Here is an 18,682-nt window from a genome sequence, read left to right as displayed (position 1 = left end):
ATAAAGTGTACGAGCAGAAATATATCGATAGAGAAAAAAGTTGGTTAGCGTTTAATGCAAGAGTGCTTCAGGAAGCAGCAGACAACACAGTTCCACTTTTAGACAGGTTGCGTTTTGTTGGAATTTTTTCAAACAATTTAGATGAATTTTTTAGAGTTCGCTATGCCGCAATCCGGAGATTGAGTCTTTCTGGAATTTCAGGTGAAAAATATTTAGGAGGTGTTTCTGCCCACCAATTAATTAAGGATATTACAGAAATAGTAATTCAGCAGCAATCTGAAAGTTTACGTATTTTAGGAAATATCGAATCTGAACTCGAAGCCGAAAATATCTTTATTATCAACGAAAGTCAGGTTACAGAAAAACAGGAATGTTTTTTAAAGGACTTCTACATGCAGAAATTAAGTCCCGAATTGGTGACCATTATTTTGAATGACCTTGCAGAATTTCCTATTTTAAAAGATACTTTAGGATATCTGGCGGTGCGTTTGGAACTCAACAACGATGAAGTTCGCTATGCTGTTATTGAAATTCCCAAAACAATCAACAGATTTGTTGTTCTTCCATCAGAAGATGATAAACAATATGTAATTTTAATTGATGATGTAATTCGGCTTAAACTGAAAAACATCTTCAATATTTTCGATTATAAAACCGTTTCGGCACACATGATCAAAATTACTCGTGATGCGCAGTTGGATATCGACAGCGATTTGAGTAAAAGTATGCTTGAAAAAATTGCTACTTCTGTAAAAGACAGACGAATTGGAGAACCTGTTCGTTTTATTTATGACAGTTTAATTGAAGAAGATACGTTGCGTTTTTTCTTAGATAAAATGAAAATTGTCGAAACAGACAGTATAATTCCGGGAGGAAGATATCACAATCGTCGTGATTATATGGATTTTCCAAATTTAGGACGCTACGATTTACTTTATAAAGCAAATGAGCCTTTACCGGTTCCGGGATTAAGCCTTGATGGAAGTATTTTAGAGAAAATCAATAAAAAAGATTATTTACTAAACGCTCCATATCAGTCTTTTTCATACATAACTAAATTTTTGCGTGAAGCAGCTTTAGACCCAAAAGTGACGAGTATAAAAATCACCTTGTATCGTTTGGCAAAAAATTCGCAAATTATTAGTTCGTTGATAAATGCCGCAAAAAACGGAAAAAAAGTAACGGTTCAAATCGAACTTCAGGCGCGTTTTGACGAAGCATCGAATATTTCGTATGCCGAACAAATGCAAACCGAAGGAATCAATTTAATTTTCGGAATAAAAGGGTTGAAGGTACACAGTAAAATTTGTGTTATCGAAAGAGCAGAAGAAGGCAAAAGCCGTCGTTACGGATTTATTTCAACAGGAAATTTCAACGAATCAACAGCCAAAATTTATACCGATGTAACACTTTTAACCTGTCATCAGGGAATTTTGAAAGACATTTCTAAGATCTTCGAATTTTTTGATATCAATTACAGAGTTCACCGATATAAGCATTTAATAGTTTCTCCGCATTACACAAGAACCAAATTTGTAAAACTGATAGACCGTGAAATTTTGCACGCTTTAGCAGGTAGAAAAACGCATATAAAACTGAAGATGAATAGTTTGTCGGATTTTAAAATGATCGATAAATTATATGAAGCAAGTAATGCAGGCGTAAAAATTCAGCTGCAGGTAAGAGGAATTTGCTCTCTGATTCCGGGAATTCCGGGAATGAGCGAAAACATCGAAGCCATAAGTATTGTCGACAATTATCTTGAACATTCAAGAGTTTATATTTTTGGAAACGCCGGTTTAACTGAAGTTTACATTTCATCTGCCGATTTCATGACTCGAAATCTCGATGGAAGAGTTGAGGTAACCTGCCCAATTTATGACCTTGAAATTAAAAAAGAATTAATTGACAATTTTAATATTGGATGGAAAGGGAATGTGAAAGTGAGATATCATTCCTATAAATTAGATAATAAATATAAGCCCAGAAATCATCATGCCCCATTTAGAGCTCAATTGGAAACCTATAAATATTATCAGAATAAAATCTCGGTACTAGAAGCGGTTACTCAAAAAGTAAATTAATAAAACAAATTCAAATCATAAGTGAGCATGATTAATATAAAGAAATATGCAGCAATAGATATCGGTTCAAATGCCATGAGGCTTCTGATATCCAATGTTGTAGAACAAGATGGCAAAGAACCGCAATTTAATAAAAGTTCACTTGTTCGTGTGCCAATTCGTTTGGGACAAGACGCCTTTACAGTTGGAGAAATTTCAGAAGAAAATATAGATCGAATGGTTGATGCCATGAAAGCATTCAATCTTTTGATGAAAGTACATAAAGTCGAACGTTATATGGCGTTTGCGACTTCGGCAATGCGTGAAGCTTACAATGCCAAAGAAGTTGTGGCATTAATCAAGAAAAAAGCTGACATTAAAATCGAAATTATTGATGGTAAAAAAGAAGCCGCAATAATTGCTTCTACAGATCTGCATCATTTACTTAAAACAGATGAAACTTATTTATTTGTAGATGTAGGTGGTGGAAGTACGGAATTTACGCTTTTCTCTGACGGAAAAATGATTACTTCAAGATCGTTTAAAGCAGGAACAGTTCGTTTATTAAACAATATGGTACATGATGTTGTTTGGGATGAAATCGAAAAATGGATTAAAACCAATACTGCAGATTATGAAGAAGTAACGTTGATTGGTTCTGGCGGAAACATTAATAAATTGTTTAAAATGTCTGGAAAACAGCAGGAAAAACCGCTTTCATACATTTATATCAATTCACAATACGCGTTTTTAAATTCATTGACATACGAACAAAGAATCGCCGAATTAGGTTTAAACTCTGACCGTGCCGACGTAATTATTCACGCCACTCGTATTTATCTTAATGCAATGAAATGGAGCGGAGCACGCCAAATTTTTGTTCCCAAAATCGGACTTTCTGACGGAATCGTAAAAGCAATGTATTACGGTAAAATATAATTTTTTAGCCACGAATTTCACTAATTATTTTTTTAAGATTTAGAATAAAAATTCGTGGCAACCTTTTTAACTTATATAAAATGAATAAAACCAGACTCGAAGCCTTTAGTGATGGTGTTTTAGCAATTATTATTACCATTATGATTTTAGAAATCAAAGTGCCTCACGGACATGAGTTTGCTGATTTAAAACCACTTATTCCGAAGTTTTTGAGTTATATTTTAAGTTTTATTTACGTTGGGATTTACTGGAACAATCATCATTATTTACTTCACAGTTTATCAAAAGTAAATGGGAAAATAATGTGGGCAAACCTTCATTTATTATTTTGGCTGTCACTAATTCCTGTAGCTACAGGCTGGATGGGAGAACATAATTTTGCAAAAGCAGCAATGGCATTTTACGGAATCATTTTATTACTTTCTGCAATTGCTTATGTAATTCTGCAAAAAACAGTTTTAGATGTCGAAGGAAAAAATTCTGCATTGGCAAAAGCTTTGGGGAAAGATTTAAAAGGAAAAGCTTCTGCAGTTTTATATACTGTTGGAATTATAGCTTCGTTTTACAACGAATGGATATCCGGCGCAGCGTATTTTATTGTGGCAATGTCATGGCTTATTCCCGATAAAAGAATTGAAAAGGTTTTTAATAAATAGATTTCAGAATAAATATTTAGCCACGAATTCACGAATTTTTTGTTCTCAAAGATTAGCAGTAATAATTCGTGAATTCGTGGCTAAAAATAATAGTTAGAAAGCCGGATGGATATTAGTGTTTTCAAATTTTAATATTTTTTTAAATGAAATCTATTTTTCAATCCATTCAGGTTTTACCACAAGATGAATTAGATCAGCTAGACGATTTAATTACTTTCAGGAAACTTAAAAAGGGAGAACTTTTATTGACAGAAAATCAGGTTTGTAACGAAATTGTTTTTATCAAAAAAGGAATTTTACGTTCGTATTTTTTCAATCATCAAGGCGATGAAATTACCAATTGTTTTGCTTTTGAAAATGAATTTATGGCTTCGTTTTCCAGTTTTATAACCCAGGAAGTAGCCGAAGAAAGTATTCAGGCTCTCGCTGATACGGAATTACAGATTATCAGTCGCGAAAGTTTAGAAAAGCTTTATAAATCAGGAATTCATTGGCAGGAGATTGGAAGAAAATTAACTGAAATGGAATACGTAACGCTTCAAAAAAGAATGATTTCTTTTCAGAAATTATCCGGAAAACAGCGTTATGAAGAACTATATCAAAACCATCAAAAATATATTCAGTTAATTCCGCTTCAATATCTGGCTTCTTATTTGGGCGTTACGCCAAGACATTTAAGCCGCATTCGAAAAGCGATTTTATAGGACATTTGTCCGGTACCTTTTTTCATGCTAATAGTATTTTTGTAAAAACGTAAAACATGAAAAAAATACTGATTATAAACGGACATCCAAATCCTGCAAGTTTTAACTTTGGTATTGCAGATTCTTACCAAAAGGGCGCCATAACTTCGGGTGCACAAGTAGAAACAATTACAATTGCAGAATTACAATTCAATCCCAATTTAAAATTTGGTTACCAAAAACGAACCGAATTAGAACCGGATTTATTAGATGCATGGCAAAAGATTCAAAATGCTGATCATTTGGTTTGGATTCATCCCGTTTGGTGGGGCGGACTTCCGGCAATTACAAAAGGATTTATAGATCGATTATTTTTACCGGGAATGGCATTTCAATATCGCGAAAATTCAGTTTGGTGGGATAAACTCTTAAAAGGAAAAACAGCGCATATTATCACAACTTTAGATCAGCCAGGATGGTATTACAGATTGTTTTTTGGAAGACCGAGTGTAAACCAATTGAAGAAATCAACCTTGGAATTCTGTGGCATAAAGCCCGTAAAAGTTACTTACATCGGAATCATAAAAACTGCCAACGATTTTCAAAGAGAAAAATGGCTGCAAGAAGTCTATAATTTAGGATTAAAAAATAAATAGGAATAGTTTGCCACGAATTACACAAATTTTCACTAATTACTTGCGTAAAATTTTAAAAATAATTAGTAAAAATTAGTGTAATTCGTGGCAGAAAAAAAAATCTTAAGTATGTAAATCCAATCCAAATGTAGAACGTAAAAGTTCAATGTTTGGGTTGATTTCCAATAATCGATTGTATCTGTCCTGATCGCTAAAAGTTCTTTTGGTTTGAACAGCTTCATTCACAACAATTTCAATCGTAATATCATGATTGTGCAAATGTCCTTTTAAATGCCCTAAAAGCCCGTTAATCTGACTTTCAAAATCTAATTTAGAACCTTCGTTTGGTAATTCAAGCGTAATCACCGTTCCGTTCAAAGTTGGGTCGTTAATCAGTAATAACGATTCCATAATTTTCAAACCTTTTTCACCCAGACGCTGTGCGTATTTGTTCCAGTGCAATAACATTTCGGTTTCTGTAAATTCCTCAGTTGGTAAAACAGATGAAGGTTTTACATACGATTTACTGCTTTCTTCCATCGCTTTTTTTGCGCGAATACTGGCCAGAGAAAAAGCAGAAACCTTAGAGGTACCATTTACTTCAGCTCTTGGAGTTTCAGGTTCTTCAACTTTTGGAGTTTCAGTTTTTACTTCAACATTAGAATTTCCATTTTGATTGACATTGCCATTCTCTCCAGTATCTGGAATTTGGCTTTTATTAGTTGGAATTTCAGCATTCGAAATTTCATTTCCCTCATTTGGAATTTGGGTTTTATTTTTTGGAATTTCAACTATAGAATATCCGCCATTTTTAAAATAAGTGGGAGGAATTATGTATTGCTCAACTTTTTTTTTTCTCCATCAAAGTTGATAGAGGCCAATTGCATCAAACATAATTCAACTAAAAGGCGCTGATTCTGACTTAATTTGTATTTTAAATCGCAGTCGTTAGCAATATCAATTCCTTTCAATAAAAACTCTTGCGAACATTTTTGAGCTTGTACGCCGTACATTTGCTGTGCTTGTTCACCCACTTCAAGCAAACTTAAAGTAGCAGGAGTTTTGCTAACTAATAAATCTCTGAAATGCGAAGCCAATCCGGCAATAAAATGATGTCCGTCGAAACCTTTTGAAAGGATTTCGTTGTACGCCATTAAAAGATCCGGGATTTTATTTTCTAAAAGTAAATCTGTAATACTAATATAAGTTTCGTAATCTAAAACGTTTAGGTTTTCGGTTACGGCCTGACGTGTTAAGTTGGTTCCACAATAAGAAACAACACGGTCAAAAATCGATAAAGCGTCACGCATGGCACCATCGGCCTTTTGAGCGATAATGTGCAAAGCATCGTCTTCAAAATTGATTCCCTGACTTGCAGCAACTTCAGCCAAATGTTCTTTAGCGTCTTTTACCGTAATTCTCTTGAAATCAAATATCTGACAACGAGATAAAATCGTTGGAATAATTTTGTGTTTCTCCGTCGTAGCTAAAATGAAAATAGCATGTTTAGGCGGTTCTTCTAATGTTTTCAGAAAAGCATTAAAAGCGGCCGAAGACAACATATGAACCTCGTCAATAATATATACTTTGTATTGCCCGGTTTGTGGCGGGATTCGAACCTGATCAATAAGGCTGCGAATATCATCAACTGAGTTATTTGAAGCGGCATCTAACTCAAAAACGTTAAAAGCAAAATCTTCATTTGGATCATCATATCCCGGCTGGTTTATTTTACGAGCCAAAATACGTGCGCAGGTTGTTTTTCCAACACCACGCGGTCCGGTGAATAAAAGGGCAGAAGCAAGGTGATTGCTTTCTATGGCGTTCAGCAAAGTGTTGGTAATGGCTTTCTGCCCCACAACATCCTTAAAGGTTTGCGGGCGATATTTACGAGCCGATACTACAAATTGTTCCATATTCTATTTTATTCGATAGCAAATATAGGCTGAAAATTACCAAATCACAAATTAGAATTTGATAAATATCAGCGTTATTTTCTAATAGATTTGAAAGTCAATACATAAAAGTAAATCTTGAAATTGAAATTGCTATAGAGTAAAATTTGTAACATTAATTTTGAAATTAAAAATAGTAATTTAGCAAATTAGTTAATCATTTTTTTTAATCATCCTAATAATAACTAAATTTAAAAAATGGATAAATACAATTATTTTTCAATTCTTAGGAATATCAATGAAAATATTGATGATATGAATGTTGCAAAATTTTTGCGTGCGGAATCTTTAGGGAAAGAATCATTAATTGCACATAAAGATCTTATTGAACAATTTAATAATACTTTGAAATCAATAATAGCAAACATGTATTCCTTTAGTAAGGATACTATTGAAGAGATTTACAATTTTTATAACGAATTGACAGTGTTTTATTCAGAGGTTAATGGAATGAATAATGTTGAATTTATAAATAGTAAGACTTCAATATTATTGAAAATTGAAAACTTTTCTGACAAATTTAATTCTTTTTATGAAAAGATAAGCGGAATTTTAAATGTCTCATATGAAAATAAAAATTTGGATGAATATATTGAGACGATAAATTCAGTAAGAAATGATATTGAAAAGCAAAGTGAAGAAATTTCGCAAAAAATAAATGATGTTAATTATAAAAGTGAAGAGTTTATAAATAAGTTAAAAGAAGTTGATAACATAAAAAATAGTGTTCAGTTTCAACTTGATGAATTTAGAGAGCGATACACACCTGATAATGTAAATATTGAATTGCGAAATCAACAAAAAGTTTATGAAGAAGAAGCCAAAATTAATCGTAAGGAATCTAGAAATTGGATTATAGCTATAGTTATAGCAGTTATATTTCTAATCATTTTGATTTGGTCTTTTATAAATAATTTTGATAATCATTTAAATGAAATTTGCGTATGTACGTTTAAAAATTTCAATTTAATTTGTCCATCGTGTGGGCAAGAGATATTGTGGTTTTATCTTATTAAACATACACTATTACGTGCACTACTACTTTCCATAAATATTTATATTTTAAAATTTTGCATAAAAAATTACAATGCATGTAAACATAATGAAACTATTAATAAGCAACGTCAAAATTCTTATGGAGCTTCTCTACATTTTTATAATACAATAATATCTGATAAAAAAGATGAGATTTTGATCATGGCAGCCAATAGTATTTTTACTCATCAGAAAACTGGTTATATAGAAAAAGGTAGTGAACCTAATAATCCAACAATTGATAGAGTTGTTGAAAAAGTACAGGAAATAACTAAAATTCCAAAAGATTAATGATCTAAATTAGAAGTTATTAATATTATTATGATAACTACAAATCCAATAACAACCGTCAACGAATCTGAAGGTCAAAAACTTTAAACATGCCAAAACACTTCCTTCTTTTCTTTGTATTAATAACCTTTCTAAACCTTTCAGCCCAAAAAATGACCTCAAAAACTCAAAATCAATTCGTAAATATTACAAATCAATTTTCTGTTGAAGATTTTGAAAAAGTTAAAAGTTTTATTTTGAAAGAAGGAAATCGAAAGACTTATCGAAATTTTGATAACAATAATCCATACTACGATTTTAAGAAATTTGCAACTTATCTGGCTTCAGACATTGGGCAGCAAAATATTAACAATGACCCAAAAGTATCTGATTTTAATAGATTGACTTTAAAAGATGAAGATCAATATTATGAAATTATTATCGTAAGAAACGGAGATATTAAGGCAAAGAAAAAAGGAATTGTAAACGGGATGCTGGAAAATGAAGTTTACCTGACAGATTATGGCAGAAATGATTTAGATAAAATTCCGAATCAATTAATTATCTATTTTGATAACATGCTGAAACTTATAAAATAAAATCCTTATCATAGAAAAAATATAAAATTGTAAGATTATTATGTAATATTTGGTATTTTAATTCGTTTAACTTTATTAGTAAATAATTAAAAAATATCGATTATGAAGATTAAATCAGTTTTATTAGGAATGGGTCTTGCTGTTTCATTAGTAGCTTGTGGACCTAAAGATGCAGACATTCAAAAAGAAATTAGTGCAAAATTGAGTGACAGACCAGAAGTACAAGTTACTGTAGAGAAAGGTGTTGCTACAATTTCGGGTATTTGTAAAGATGATGCTTTCAAACAAGAAGTTGCAAATTCTATAAAAGAAATTAAAGGCGTAAAATCTGTAGTGAACAACTGCCAGATCGTAGCACCTGAAGAAACTGCTGCTGCAGCTGTTATCATTAGTCCGGATACTGAATTGGATAAATCATTACATAAAGTTATCGAATCTTACAATGGTGTTAGTGCTACTGTTGTTGGTGGCGTGGTTACACTTACAGGAGAAATTAAAAGAAGTCAATTGCCAAACCTAATCAAAAGCGTTCAGGAATTGAAACCTAAAAAAGTAGATAACAAGTTAATTATTAAATAAGAAGCCATGAGTTTACAAGATAAATACAAAGAGTTAACAGATTTGGCGACTAATTTAGGAGTTTCAAATTTGCAGGTAAGAGATCAGGATAATGTTTTGTACATTGATGGTACGGCAAAATCTGCAGATGACAAAGAAAAACTTTGGAGTGCTTACGGAAAAATTGATCCTGATTTTAGAGCAGGGGATGTGGTTATGAATATTGAAGTTGCTGAAGGAACAACAACAGATTACACTGTAGTAAGCGGAGATTCTCTTTCGAAAATAGGAAAAGCTCACGGCGTTTCCTGGCAAACCATTTACGAAGCCAATAAAGATATTATTAAAAACCCTGATGTTATTCAGCCGGGTTGGAAATTAAAAATACCAACTGCATAATTTACTTTGCGTGTTGAGTTGAAAAGTCTGTCATTTTTATGATGGACTTTTTTGCTTAAAAATGGGACGCGGATGACGCGGATTTTGGCGGATTTCATTTTTTTGTCATTTCGACGAAGGAGAAATCACATCCAGAAAGCAACGTACTGTGTGGCTTCAGCAAATGCGATTTCTCCTTCGTCGAAATGACAAACTTTAAGAATAATTTAAAAAATCACCTTCCCTTAATACTCAAATCGAATAAAAACTTTGAAGTCTCCAGATCAGAGCCTGCGGAGAAACCTGCTACATAAACGCCTTTTTTGCCTGATGTTGATTTAATTCCGTATACAACTGCCTCATCGCCCGGGTCCGACTCCCCTTCGTATCGATACACATGAACAATTTCAAATTTTTCGGGATTTTTTTTAATCATGTCTGAATTTGAGTTCAGATTAAAATCACATGTAAATCCTTTTTCATTCAATTGATCTAAAGCCTTTGAGACAGTTGCGTAATGATACATTTTAGCCATAATAAATGAATTTAAAAATTAAGGATTTTAAAGGTAACCAATTTAAAATTAAAACGTTATCAAAATTTTATAAAAATCTTAAATTTAGAACCTCGTTTCTTCGCTTATAAATCGCTACTTTTGCGCCGCAGACCGCCTTATCGTCGCTCAATTCGTTGGGGGGAGGAAAGTCCGGACACCATAGAGAAGCATAGCGGGTAACACCCGTCGGTGTTAGCAATAACGCAAGGACAAGTGCAACAGAAAGTATGTACAGGTAATGCTGTAGTGAAACCAGGTAAACTCTATGCGGTGAAATACCAAGTATATCAGCATTTAAGGGCTTCTCGTCCGTTGTTGAAGGGTAGGTAGCTTGAGTTCCGAAGTAATTCGGAATCTAGATAAATGATAAGGCTCTGATTTATCAGGGACAGAATCCGGCTTATAGGTCTGCATTTTTTATATATTTGTGAATACTAACTTATCTTCATGAATATAACTACTCCAAATACTGCCGGTAAACCAAAGAAAAGTACTTTCAAGGCAGTAATTACCAATCTTACTTTTTGGGTTTTAATCGCCATAATTGCAGGTATTTTGCTTGGACATTTTTCGCCTCAAAATGGCGTAAAAATGGAAATTGTCGGAAAAACTTTTGTCGATATTATCAAATTATTTATTGGACCAATTATATTTTTAACCATTGTTTTGGGAATTTCCGGAATGGGAAATCTTAAAAAAGTGGGGCGAATTGGCGTAAAAGCTTTGGCGTATTTTGAAGTCGTTTCGACAGTTGCTCTGGCAATTGGAGTAAGCGTTGCCTATTTTTTTCAACCTGGAAAAATTGACAAATCAGGATTAACTTTACAAGATCCGAGTAAATATACCAATCATGCTGCCGAGAATTTTTCGTGGCTGCAATTTTTTCTGTCCAATTTTACTTTGCAGGTTCTTTTGGCTGCCATCGTTTGCGGTATTGCATTGAATTTTTATCAAAAAAGGGAACAAACAATTTTGGTTTTAGAACGCTTTTCAAAAGTTGTTTTTACAGGATTAAAATATGTTATGTATCTCGCTCCGCTTGGTGCTTTTGGCGGAATGGCGTATACAATAGGTAAATTCGGATTAGAAACTTTGATTCCGCTTGGTAAATTGATGCTTTGCGTTTACCTGACAATGGCTTTGTTTGTGTTTTTTATTTTAGGAAGTATTTTGAGATACTATAAAATCAATATTCTTTCGATTTTAAAATACATTAAAGAAGAACTTTTATTAGTCCTCGGTACATCATCTTCAGAAGCCGCGTTGCCAAGTATTATGGTTAAATTAGAGCAAATGGGCTGTAGTAAATCTGTTGTAGGTTTGGTAATTCCGACAGGATATTCGTTTAATCTCGACGGAACTTCAATTTATTTGTCGATGTCGGTTATATTTCTGGCGCAATTGTATGATGTACATTTGAGTTTTTTTGAGATTTTAACCGTAATCGGAATTTTGATGATTACTTCAAAAGGCGCAGCCGGTGTTACCGGAAGCGGTTTTATTGTTCTGGCGTCGACTTTAACGGCTTTGCATAAAATTCCCGTTGAAGGTTTGGCTTTTTTATTAGGCGTTGATAAATTTATGAGCGAAGCAAGAGCGATTACAAATTTGATTGGAAATACTGTGGCAACGATTATAATTTCGAAAACAGAGCATGATTTTACAGAGTTAAATCTGGAGCCTGTTTTGGAGGAATAATTGCTTTGCCGTAAATAAATGGCACGCGGATGACGCGGATTCGCTTTCGCGAAAACGCAGATTTAGGCGGATTTTTTTAGTGGTTGTGTTTATTTTAAGCAATCACCGCATTTTTTTGTCATTTCGAGGAACGAGAAATCTCCGCGAGAAACTCTACAAAGATTGGAATTCTTATTACGGAGTTACTTGCGTTCCTTCGACTCCGCTCAGGATGACAAACGGTTCGGTCACTGTTTAATGTTTATTGGAATTTGGAATTTTTTAATTGAAATTTATTATGATAAGAATAGGAATTTTAGGACTTGGCGGTGTAGGTGGTTATTTTGGCGGACTTTTAGCGAAAGCCTATTTTAAATCTGAAGAAGTTGAAATTATTTTTATCGCTCGTGGCGAAACTCAAAAAGCAATTGCAGAAAACGGGCTCAAAATTGTAACTGATAATACTGAAACGATTGTACATCCAAAATTAGTTTCGAATAATCCGGATGAAATTGGAATTTTAGATTATTTAATTTGTGCTACAAAAACTTATGATATTAAAGAAAGTTTACTTTCAATAAAAGAATGTATTGTTCCAAAAACTGTAATTCTTCCTTTGTACAATGGCGTTGACGCACCGGAACGCATTCAGAAAATATTCCCCGAAAATGAAATTCTGCAAGGTTGTGTTTATATCATTTCGATGATTTTTTCGCCAGGGACTATTAGAAAAATTGGCTTTTACGAAAAACTATTTTTTGGTTCAAAAACGGCTTCAAAAGATAAATTAGATCAATTGCAAAGTATTTTTGAAAAGGCTAAAATAGAAAGTTATCTGGTTAAAAATATAGAAGAAACGGTTTGGGAAAAGTTTATTTTTATTTCGGCATTGGCTTCTGTAACTTCTTATCTCAATCAGAATATTGGTGAAATTTTAAATAATAAAGAATCTAAAGCTGTTTATGTGGCATTGCTACATGAAATTGAAGCAGTTGCCAAAGCAAAAGGATTGCAATTACCCGAAGATATCGTAAATCAGACTATTGTAAAACTCGAAAAATCGCCTAAAGAAGCGACTTCATCGATGCATAGGGATTTAGCTGCCGGTAACAAAACAGAAGCTATGTCGCTAACACAATTTATTGTGAAAGAGGGTTTAAAGTATAAAGTAAAAACACCTCTTTATGAAAAGATAGCAAACGCTTTGGTTTAACTATGATTCGTCTTTAGTAGTTCGAACTAAACTGATGCCCGACATGAAAAAAACGATTCCTAATATTCCGTAAATAATTAGTGATTTAATATCTCTTGTTTCGCCGGAAGTTCCTGCAAAAATAACCGCAGTATAGATAAGACCAACTATTCCCAGAATAGTAAGTAATCCTCCAAAAAATCTTTTAAGGTTCATGATTTGTGTTTTTAAGTTTTCATATCAAATGTATTTTATTATTAACTGAAAGCTGTTATACAATTGTTTAGGAAACTTATATGATTTGCAGTAATTGTTAATTGATTTAACAAGATAAAAAATGTAAGAAAATATTGTAATTTTTGAGATAGTGGAATGATTTAAATGTTATTTTTGTCGCTGCCAATTTAAAACCATTATGAAAAAAAATTACGTATTCTTAATTTTATCTATTCTTTTTATTAACTCAGTTCAGGCACAGGATGAAGCTGCTACTGTTGAAAAAAATCAATTTAAGATTAATCCATTATTATCTCCAGGCTTTGTTTACGAACATGGATTTTCTGCTAAAAACACACTTTATTCAGAAGCCAGTTTGATAATTGGATATAAAAAAAACGGATTTTATGACGAATCTACGTGGTATTTTATTCCAAGAATTAATGAACAATTTCGTCATTATTATAATTTGGAAAAAAGAGCTGCTAAAGGAAAAAGAACAGCAAATAACTCAGGAAACTTTGTTGCTTTATCCGCCGAATACCAGTTTGAATCCATTTCAACGAATGAGTGGTTTAATGAATATTGTCCCTCATTTACAATCGGGCCAGTTTGGGGGATTCAGCGAACTTACAAGGGAAAGCTCAATATTGATTTAAATTTGGGATTGGGAGCAAATTTTGATAAATATGATACTGAATTAGCTCCTATTGCAAATTTCACACTAGGTTGGGTGATTAACTAATTTTGTAATAAAATATTTGAAAGCCCTGATTGGTCAGGGCTTTTCTATTTTAAATTCCAACCCAATATTACGAACACTTTCAATCTTAATTTTTGGATCTGAATTAAAATATTTTCTAAGCCTGCTGATAAAAACATCCATACTTCGCCCGGAAAAATAATCATCTTTTTTCCAGACAGACATTAAAATTTGGTCTCTTTTTAATAACTGGTTATGGTTTAGATATAAATATTCAATAAGAGAAGCTTCCATTTCTGTGAGCTGCTGAACATGATTTTTATTATTTAGGGTTAATCTTTCATTATCAAAAATATAAGAACCAATTTCAATAATATTATTTCCGTCCAGGCTTCTTTTTTGCTCGATCCTTTTTAGAATATTCTGCAAACGCAGAATCAGTTCGTCGACTTCAAAAGGTTTTACGATATAATCGTCTGCACCCAGTTTTAAACCAATGATTTTGTCTTCTTTTAACTTTCTTGCAGTTAGAAAAATAAAGGGAATCTCAGGATTGATTGTAATTATTTTTTCAGCCAATGAAAATCCATCCATTTTTGGCATCATGACATCAAAAACACAAATATCAAAAGTCTGGTTTTTAAAATAGTCTAAAGCTATTTCTCCATTTTCTGCCCAGATTACTTCAAATTGATGCAATTCTAAATATTGTTTTAAAATTGCAGCAAAATCAAAATCGTCTTCGGCTAAAAGTAATTTTTTCAAAATAAGGTAATTAAACTTTTAATAAAATAGTAAACTGAGTTCCTTTTCCTAAATCACTCACAACGTTAACAGAGCCCTGATGCGCTTTTATAATTTGATCGACATAATACAATCCTAAACCTAAGCCTTTTGTATTATGCAGATTTCCTTGCTCTACGCGGTAAAATTTTTCAAAAAGAAGGGATTGCTTGTTCTTTTCAATCCCGATTCCGTCATCTTCAATACTAACCGAAAATTGATTTTGGACTATTCTTGTTTTTATCGTAATCGTATTTGAACCATATTTTACAGCATTTTCCAAAACATTTAAAAAAGCGGTTGTCAGATGGAATTTATCCAAAACCAGAATTGTTTTTTCGGTTTGAAAATCAGTTTCAAGATTAATTTTTGGGTTTCCAATTTTAAAATCCTCAATAATTGAAAGTAGAAAAGCTTCTGTATTTATTTTTTCCTTTTGCAATTCGATTTCATTTTCTGCCAGTGAATTTGCCATAACCTGATCGATCAGGTTTTGCAAACGATTATTTTGGCGCGAAATCGTATTGACAATAGCATTGAAATTTTCATCGTTTTCACGGATGTTTTTCTGTTCTAAAATTTTAGTAGAAATGCCTAAAGTAGCCAAAGGCGTTTTGAGTTCGTGCGTGATATTATTGATAAAATCAGTTTTAACATCGCTTACTTTTTTTTGTTTGATTAAAGCTTTTAAGGCAATTACAAAAAGCGTGATGAGGGTTAAAATCGAAAATAAAGATAAAACGAGAATGAAAGTCATTCGTTTTAAAATAATCATTTCCCAATCGACAACAGAAATGTACATTGAATCTTCTGTCAATAACTTATAATCTTGATTTTCAAAATTTCCGTTCGTTGTTCCAACATAACTCCGAACCAAAAAAGCATGGTTTAAAGAAGCCAGATTTCCGTATAATTTATTCGCTATAAATGGTTTTTCAGAAAAAATAGTATCTGCTTTTTTTGTGTTTTGATACAGAATAAATTTATTCAGAACAATAGCAAAATCTATTTTAAGATTTGGCAAATCTCTTTCGAATTTACGTTGAATTTTCTGTGTTAAAATATCTCTGAATGCATTTTGGAGAACACTGTTTTTAAGATCAATTTTCGTCTTTTTTCCCTGAATATAATTCTCTGATAATTGCTTGTAAAGTGCTTCTTTTTTTGAAACAATTACAGAATCTATATCACTATAATTATTTGAAATTTGGGCGATTTCGTTTTTAATTTCAGTATGAAACTGTGCTACTTTATAATCGTAAGTTGTTTTTACCAAATAGCATTGCACCGTCGACAAAACGATTAAAGCTATTACAGAAAAAGCGATTAATAAATTGATTCTTTGTTTCATTAGTTTTTATGGCACGCGAATGACGAGGATTAAACAGGTTTACACTGATTTTTTTTCACGCAGATTTAAAAATGATTTAAGCAGATTTCTAAATAATTGAATCTGTGTAAATCAGTTTAATCCCTAAAATCTGTGGGTAAATTCTCGATTCAAAAATAATGTTTTTATAGTTCGAAAAATGCGTTAACTCCGCATTAACCTTCAATTAACCTTCAGAACTCTTTTTTAGAAGGACTTTTGCAATGTTTCAATCTAAAATCAATCAAAAAATGAATGTTTATTTGCCTTTAAAACTTATTCTCATTGTACTCTTATTTTGTTTTTCTATTATTGGAAATGCTCAAACTGAAACTCCCAAAGACAGTATTTCCAATAAATTAAATGAAGTTATTATTACTCAAAATAAAAATACTTTTACGAACACAAACGGAAATATAAAAGTAGATGTTGCCAATTCAATCTACAATTCAATTCCTAATGCTGTTGATTTACTGGCAAAATTACCAACCGTTCAGGTAAGCTCTGACCAGGAAAGTATTGCAGTTATCGGAAAAGGAAATCCGTTGATTTATATTGACAATCAAAAAGTTGGGATAAACGATTTGAATGCTTTGGCTGTCGCCGATATTAAAACCATCGAAATCATTCAGAATCCATCTTCTAAATACGAAGCAGAAGGTCGTTCGGTAATTTTGATTACCAGGAAATTTAGTAAAAAAGATAGTTTTAGAACAGAGATATCTGAAGTGGCATCATTCAAAAAAAACTTTAATAATTACCTCGGATTTAATTCTAATTTCAAAAAGAATAAACTGGAGTTGAAAGCTAATTTCAATTATAATAGATTAAATCCGTGGGAAGGTCATAGTATTGATTATCAAATTTCAACTGCAGAAATTGCTTCTAAATATGATGTTACGGCCACTACAAAAAGAAATCAATATGTTTTTGGAGCCGGCTTGTTTTACAAAATAAATGAAGACGATTATTTTTCGTTTAGCATCAATAGTAAGCTGCAATCGGATACTTTTCCAATTAATACTATAACCGATAATAAAAATAAAGAGGTTGTAAATAATGTCGTGACTTTTACAGATAATGATAACAAAAAGAATTTTGTAAATTCCTTTTTTAATTATCAGAAGAAAATAAAATCAATTGATACACAGATTTTTACAGGCTTACAATATTCTAATTTTGATCAGGGGTTGTTTACTGAAGTAAATAATAATTTTAATGATACCCAATTTGAATTAGATCAAATCAGAGATCAAAAATTTCAAATTAATTATTTCTCTGGAAGAATTGATATCGAGAAAAAACTTAAAAATGACATGAAATTTGAAATAGGAGGATTGTATTCATCCGCAGATTCTAAATCTGATGTGGCTGTTTTTTATACCGAAACCAATCAAAACGAGTTAAGCTATTATGATTTTAAAGAAGAAAATTTATCAGCATACACGCAATTGTCAGGCAAAATTAAAAAAGTCGATTTTTCGTTTGGTTTTAGGGTTGAAAACTCCAATATAAAAGGAAAATTCAGAACAGATGAATTGCCATTATTGGATAAAAAATACACAAATTTTTTTCCGAAAGCACAGTTTTCATACCCAATAGATAGTACTAAAAGCATTTCTGTAAACTATGCCAGAAGTATCTCAAGACCTAATTATTCGTCTCTAAGTCAGGGATCAACTTATATAAATCCTTATTTTTTATATGCCAGAAATATTAATTTAGGGCCAACAATTATTAACGAAATTTCGACCACTTTTCAATACCACGATAAGTCGGTTAAATTGAGTTATACTAGTGCTAAAGATCCGGTTCATAATAGTTTTTCATTCGATGATCAAAATAATGTAATGACTTTTAAGGATATTAATTTTGATAAAAGTTCCGGATTTACAGCTGATTTTACATTGCCATTCACGTACAAATTCTGGACAACAACCAATTCTTTGATTTTTATTTTAGAAAAGATTGAAGATCATACTGCGGCATTTATGGCTTCAAAACCTTATTTTTATTATACTTCAAATAACGAATTTAAACTTCCAAAAGACTATTCTTTAGTTTTAAATTTCTGGGGATTAACAAAACAATATACAGGCGTTTTTATCACAAATCCCAGATTTATAGCGGATATCGCGGTTTCAAAAACATTCTATAAAAAATGGAATTGTACTTTAAGCTGTAATAATATTTTTAAGAATAATATCGAAACAGAAGAATTTACTATCAATACTATTAATTCTAAAGCACGATATGTTGTAGATAATCATTTGATTTCTATAGCGATAAAATATTCTTTTGGAAAAGTAAAAGAAACAGAATTTAGAGAGAAAAACGACGAAAACCAGAACAGAGTTAATTAGTATTAATTTTAAATCTGTGGAAAGAGAAAAAAAATTTACCGCAAAGAACGCA

General features: G+C 32.0%; 18 protein-coding genes, 1 other RNA gene and 1 pseudogene. 14 read left to right on the top strand and 6 right to left on the bottom strand.

Going from position 1 to position 18,682, the window contains the following annotated elements; all coding sequences use genetic code 11:
- The first annotated feature begins 5 nt into the window (after positions 1–5).
- From ppk1 to BUE22_RS10915, 5 genes are all read left to right on the top strand, one after another.
- On the top strand, positions 6–2,084 hold the full coding sequence (ppk1, locus tag BUE22_RS10935; RefSeq protein ID WP_073395075.1) for a polyphosphate kinase 1: 2,079 nt from the start codon (positions 6–8) through the stop codon (positions 2,082–2,084).
- A gap of 27 nt (positions 2,085–2,111) precedes the next feature.
- Positions 2,112–3,002 (top strand): Ppx/GppA phosphatase family protein, encoded by an 891-nt coding sequence (locus tag BUE22_RS10930; RefSeq protein ID WP_042565004.1) that lies wholly within the window; start codon positions 2,112–2,114, stop codon positions 3,000–3,002.
- Positions 3,003–3,082: 80 nt separating this feature from the next.
- Positions 3,083–3,658, top strand: a complete 576-nt coding sequence (locus BUE22_RS10925; RefSeq protein WP_073395074.1) for a TMEM175 family protein — start codon at positions 3,083–3,085, stop codon at positions 3,656–3,658.
- 143 nt (positions 3,659–3,801) lie between these two features.
- Positions 3,802–4,362, top strand: coding sequence for a Crp/Fnr family transcriptional regulator (locus tag BUE22_RS10920; RefSeq protein ID WP_073395073.1), 561 nt, complete (start codon positions 3,802–3,804; stop codon positions 4,360–4,362).
- A 56-nt stretch (positions 4,363–4,418) separates the two neighbouring features.
- A complete protein-coding gene (locus tag BUE22_RS10915) occupies positions 4,419–4,997 on the top strand; it encodes an NAD(P)H-dependent oxidoreductase (RefSeq protein ID WP_073395072.1) in 579 nt (192 codons plus the stop codon).
- A gap of 102 nt (positions 4,998–5,099) precedes the next feature.
- Here BUE22_RS10915 and BUE22_RS10910 read toward each other — a convergent pair whose 3' ends face one another.
- A complete protein-coding gene (locus tag BUE22_RS10910; protein WP_042565000.1) occupies positions 5,100–5,516 on the bottom strand; it encodes a hypothetical protein in 417 nt (138 codons plus the stop codon).
- Positions 5,517–5,806: 290 nt separating this feature from the next.
- Positions 5,807–6,892: a DNA polymerase III subunit gamma/tau gene (gene dnaX, locus BUE22_RS10905; RefSeq protein WP_042564999.1), complete on the bottom strand. Its 1,086-nt coding sequence runs from the start codon at positions 6,890–6,892 to the stop codon at positions 5,807–5,809.
- A 237-nt stretch (positions 6,893–7,129) separates the two neighbouring features.
- Between dnaX and BUE22_RS10900 the strand changes: the two genes are divergently transcribed.
- From BUE22_RS10900 to BUE22_RS10885, 4 genes are all read left to right on the top strand, one after another.
- On the top strand, positions 7,130–8,257 hold the full coding sequence (locus BUE22_RS10900) for a hypothetical protein (RefSeq protein ID WP_073395071.1): 1,128 nt from the start codon (positions 7,130–7,132) through the stop codon (positions 8,255–8,257).
- Positions 8,258–8,409: 152 nt separating this feature from the next.
- Positions 8,410–8,835, top strand: coding sequence for a hypothetical protein (locus BUE22_RS10895; RefSeq protein WP_073395070.1), 426 nt, complete (start codon positions 8,410–8,412; stop codon positions 8,833–8,835).
- A gap of 102 nt (positions 8,836–8,937) precedes the next feature.
- Entirely contained in the window at positions 8,938–9,414 is a 477-nt protein-coding gene (locus BUE22_RS10890; protein ID WP_073395069.1) for a BON domain-containing protein, read from the top strand.
- Between the two features lie 6 nt (positions 9,415–9,420).
- A complete protein-coding gene (locus BUE22_RS10885; RefSeq protein ID WP_073395068.1) occupies positions 9,421–9,792 on the top strand; it encodes a LysM peptidoglycan-binding domain-containing protein in 372 nt (123 codons plus the stop codon).
- A gap of 214 nt (positions 9,793–10,006) precedes the next feature.
- Here BUE22_RS10885 and BUE22_RS10880 read toward each other — a convergent pair whose 3' ends face one another.
- Positions 10,007–10,306 (bottom strand): SH3 domain-containing protein, encoded by a 300-nt coding sequence (locus BUE22_RS10880; RefSeq protein WP_073395067.1) that lies wholly within the window; start codon positions 10,304–10,306, stop codon positions 10,007–10,009.
- Between the two features lie 124 nt (positions 10,307–10,430).
- On the opposite strand from BUE22_RS10880, the gene rnpB reads away from it, so the two are divergent.
- The 3 genes from rnpB to BUE22_RS10865 all read left to right on the top strand — a co-directional run bounded on the left by rnpB (position 10,431) and on the right by BUE22_RS10865 (position 13,217).
- Positions 10,431–10,746, top strand: an RNA gene (gene rnpB / locus BUE22_RS10875) — RNase P RNA component class A.
- Between the two features lie 28 nt (positions 10,747–10,774).
- Entirely contained in the window at positions 10,775–12,025 is a 1,251-nt protein-coding gene (locus BUE22_RS10870) for a cation:dicarboxylate symporter family transporter (RefSeq protein ID WP_073395066.1), read from the top strand.
- 277 nt (positions 12,026–12,302) lie between these two features.
- A complete protein-coding gene (locus BUE22_RS10865) occupies positions 12,303–13,217 on the top strand; it encodes a ketopantoate reductase family protein (protein ID WP_073395065.1) in 915 nt (304 codons plus the stop codon).
- Here BUE22_RS10865 and BUE22_RS10860 read toward each other — a convergent pair.
- Positions 13,218–13,418: pseudogene (locus BUE22_RS10860) on the bottom strand (hypothetical protein); the annotation flags it as partial. It lies immediately after the preceding gene.
- A gap of 193 nt (positions 13,419–13,611) precedes the next feature.
- Here BUE22_RS10860 and BUE22_RS10855 point away from each other — a divergent pair.
- Entirely contained in the window at positions 13,612–14,157 is a 546-nt protein-coding gene (locus tag BUE22_RS10855; RefSeq protein ID WP_073395064.1) for a hypothetical protein, read from the top strand.
- A 33-nt stretch (positions 14,158–14,190) separates the two neighbouring features.
- Here the strand turns inward: BUE22_RS10855 and BUE22_RS10850 are convergent, their stop codons facing one another.
- Entirely contained in the window at positions 14,191–14,880 is a 690-nt protein-coding gene (locus BUE22_RS10850; RefSeq protein WP_073395063.1) for a response regulator transcription factor, read from the bottom strand.
- Between the two features lie 10 nt (positions 14,881–14,890).
- Positions 14,891–16,249, bottom strand: a complete 1,359-nt coding sequence (locus BUE22_RS10845; RefSeq protein WP_073395062.1) for a sensor histidine kinase — start codon at positions 16,247–16,249, stop codon at positions 14,891–14,893.
- A gap of 242 nt (positions 16,250–16,491) precedes the next feature.
- On the opposite strand from BUE22_RS10845, the gene BUE22_RS10840 reads away from it, so the two are divergent.
- Positions 16,492–18,630 carry a TonB-dependent receptor domain-containing protein gene (locus tag BUE22_RS10840; protein WP_243396823.1) on the top strand — a complete coding sequence of 713 codons (2,139 nt, stop codon included), beginning with the start codon at positions 16,492–16,494 and terminating at the stop codon, positions 18,628–18,630.
- Positions 18,631–18,682: the final 52 nt, after the last annotated feature.

This window comes from Flavobacterium pectinovorum (assembly GCF_900142715.1).
Lineage (GTDB): Bacteria > Bacteroidota > Bacteroidia > Flavobacteriales > Flavobacteriaceae > Flavobacterium > Flavobacterium pectinovorum.
This window is presented reverse-complemented; position numbering and strand designations above follow the sequence as displayed.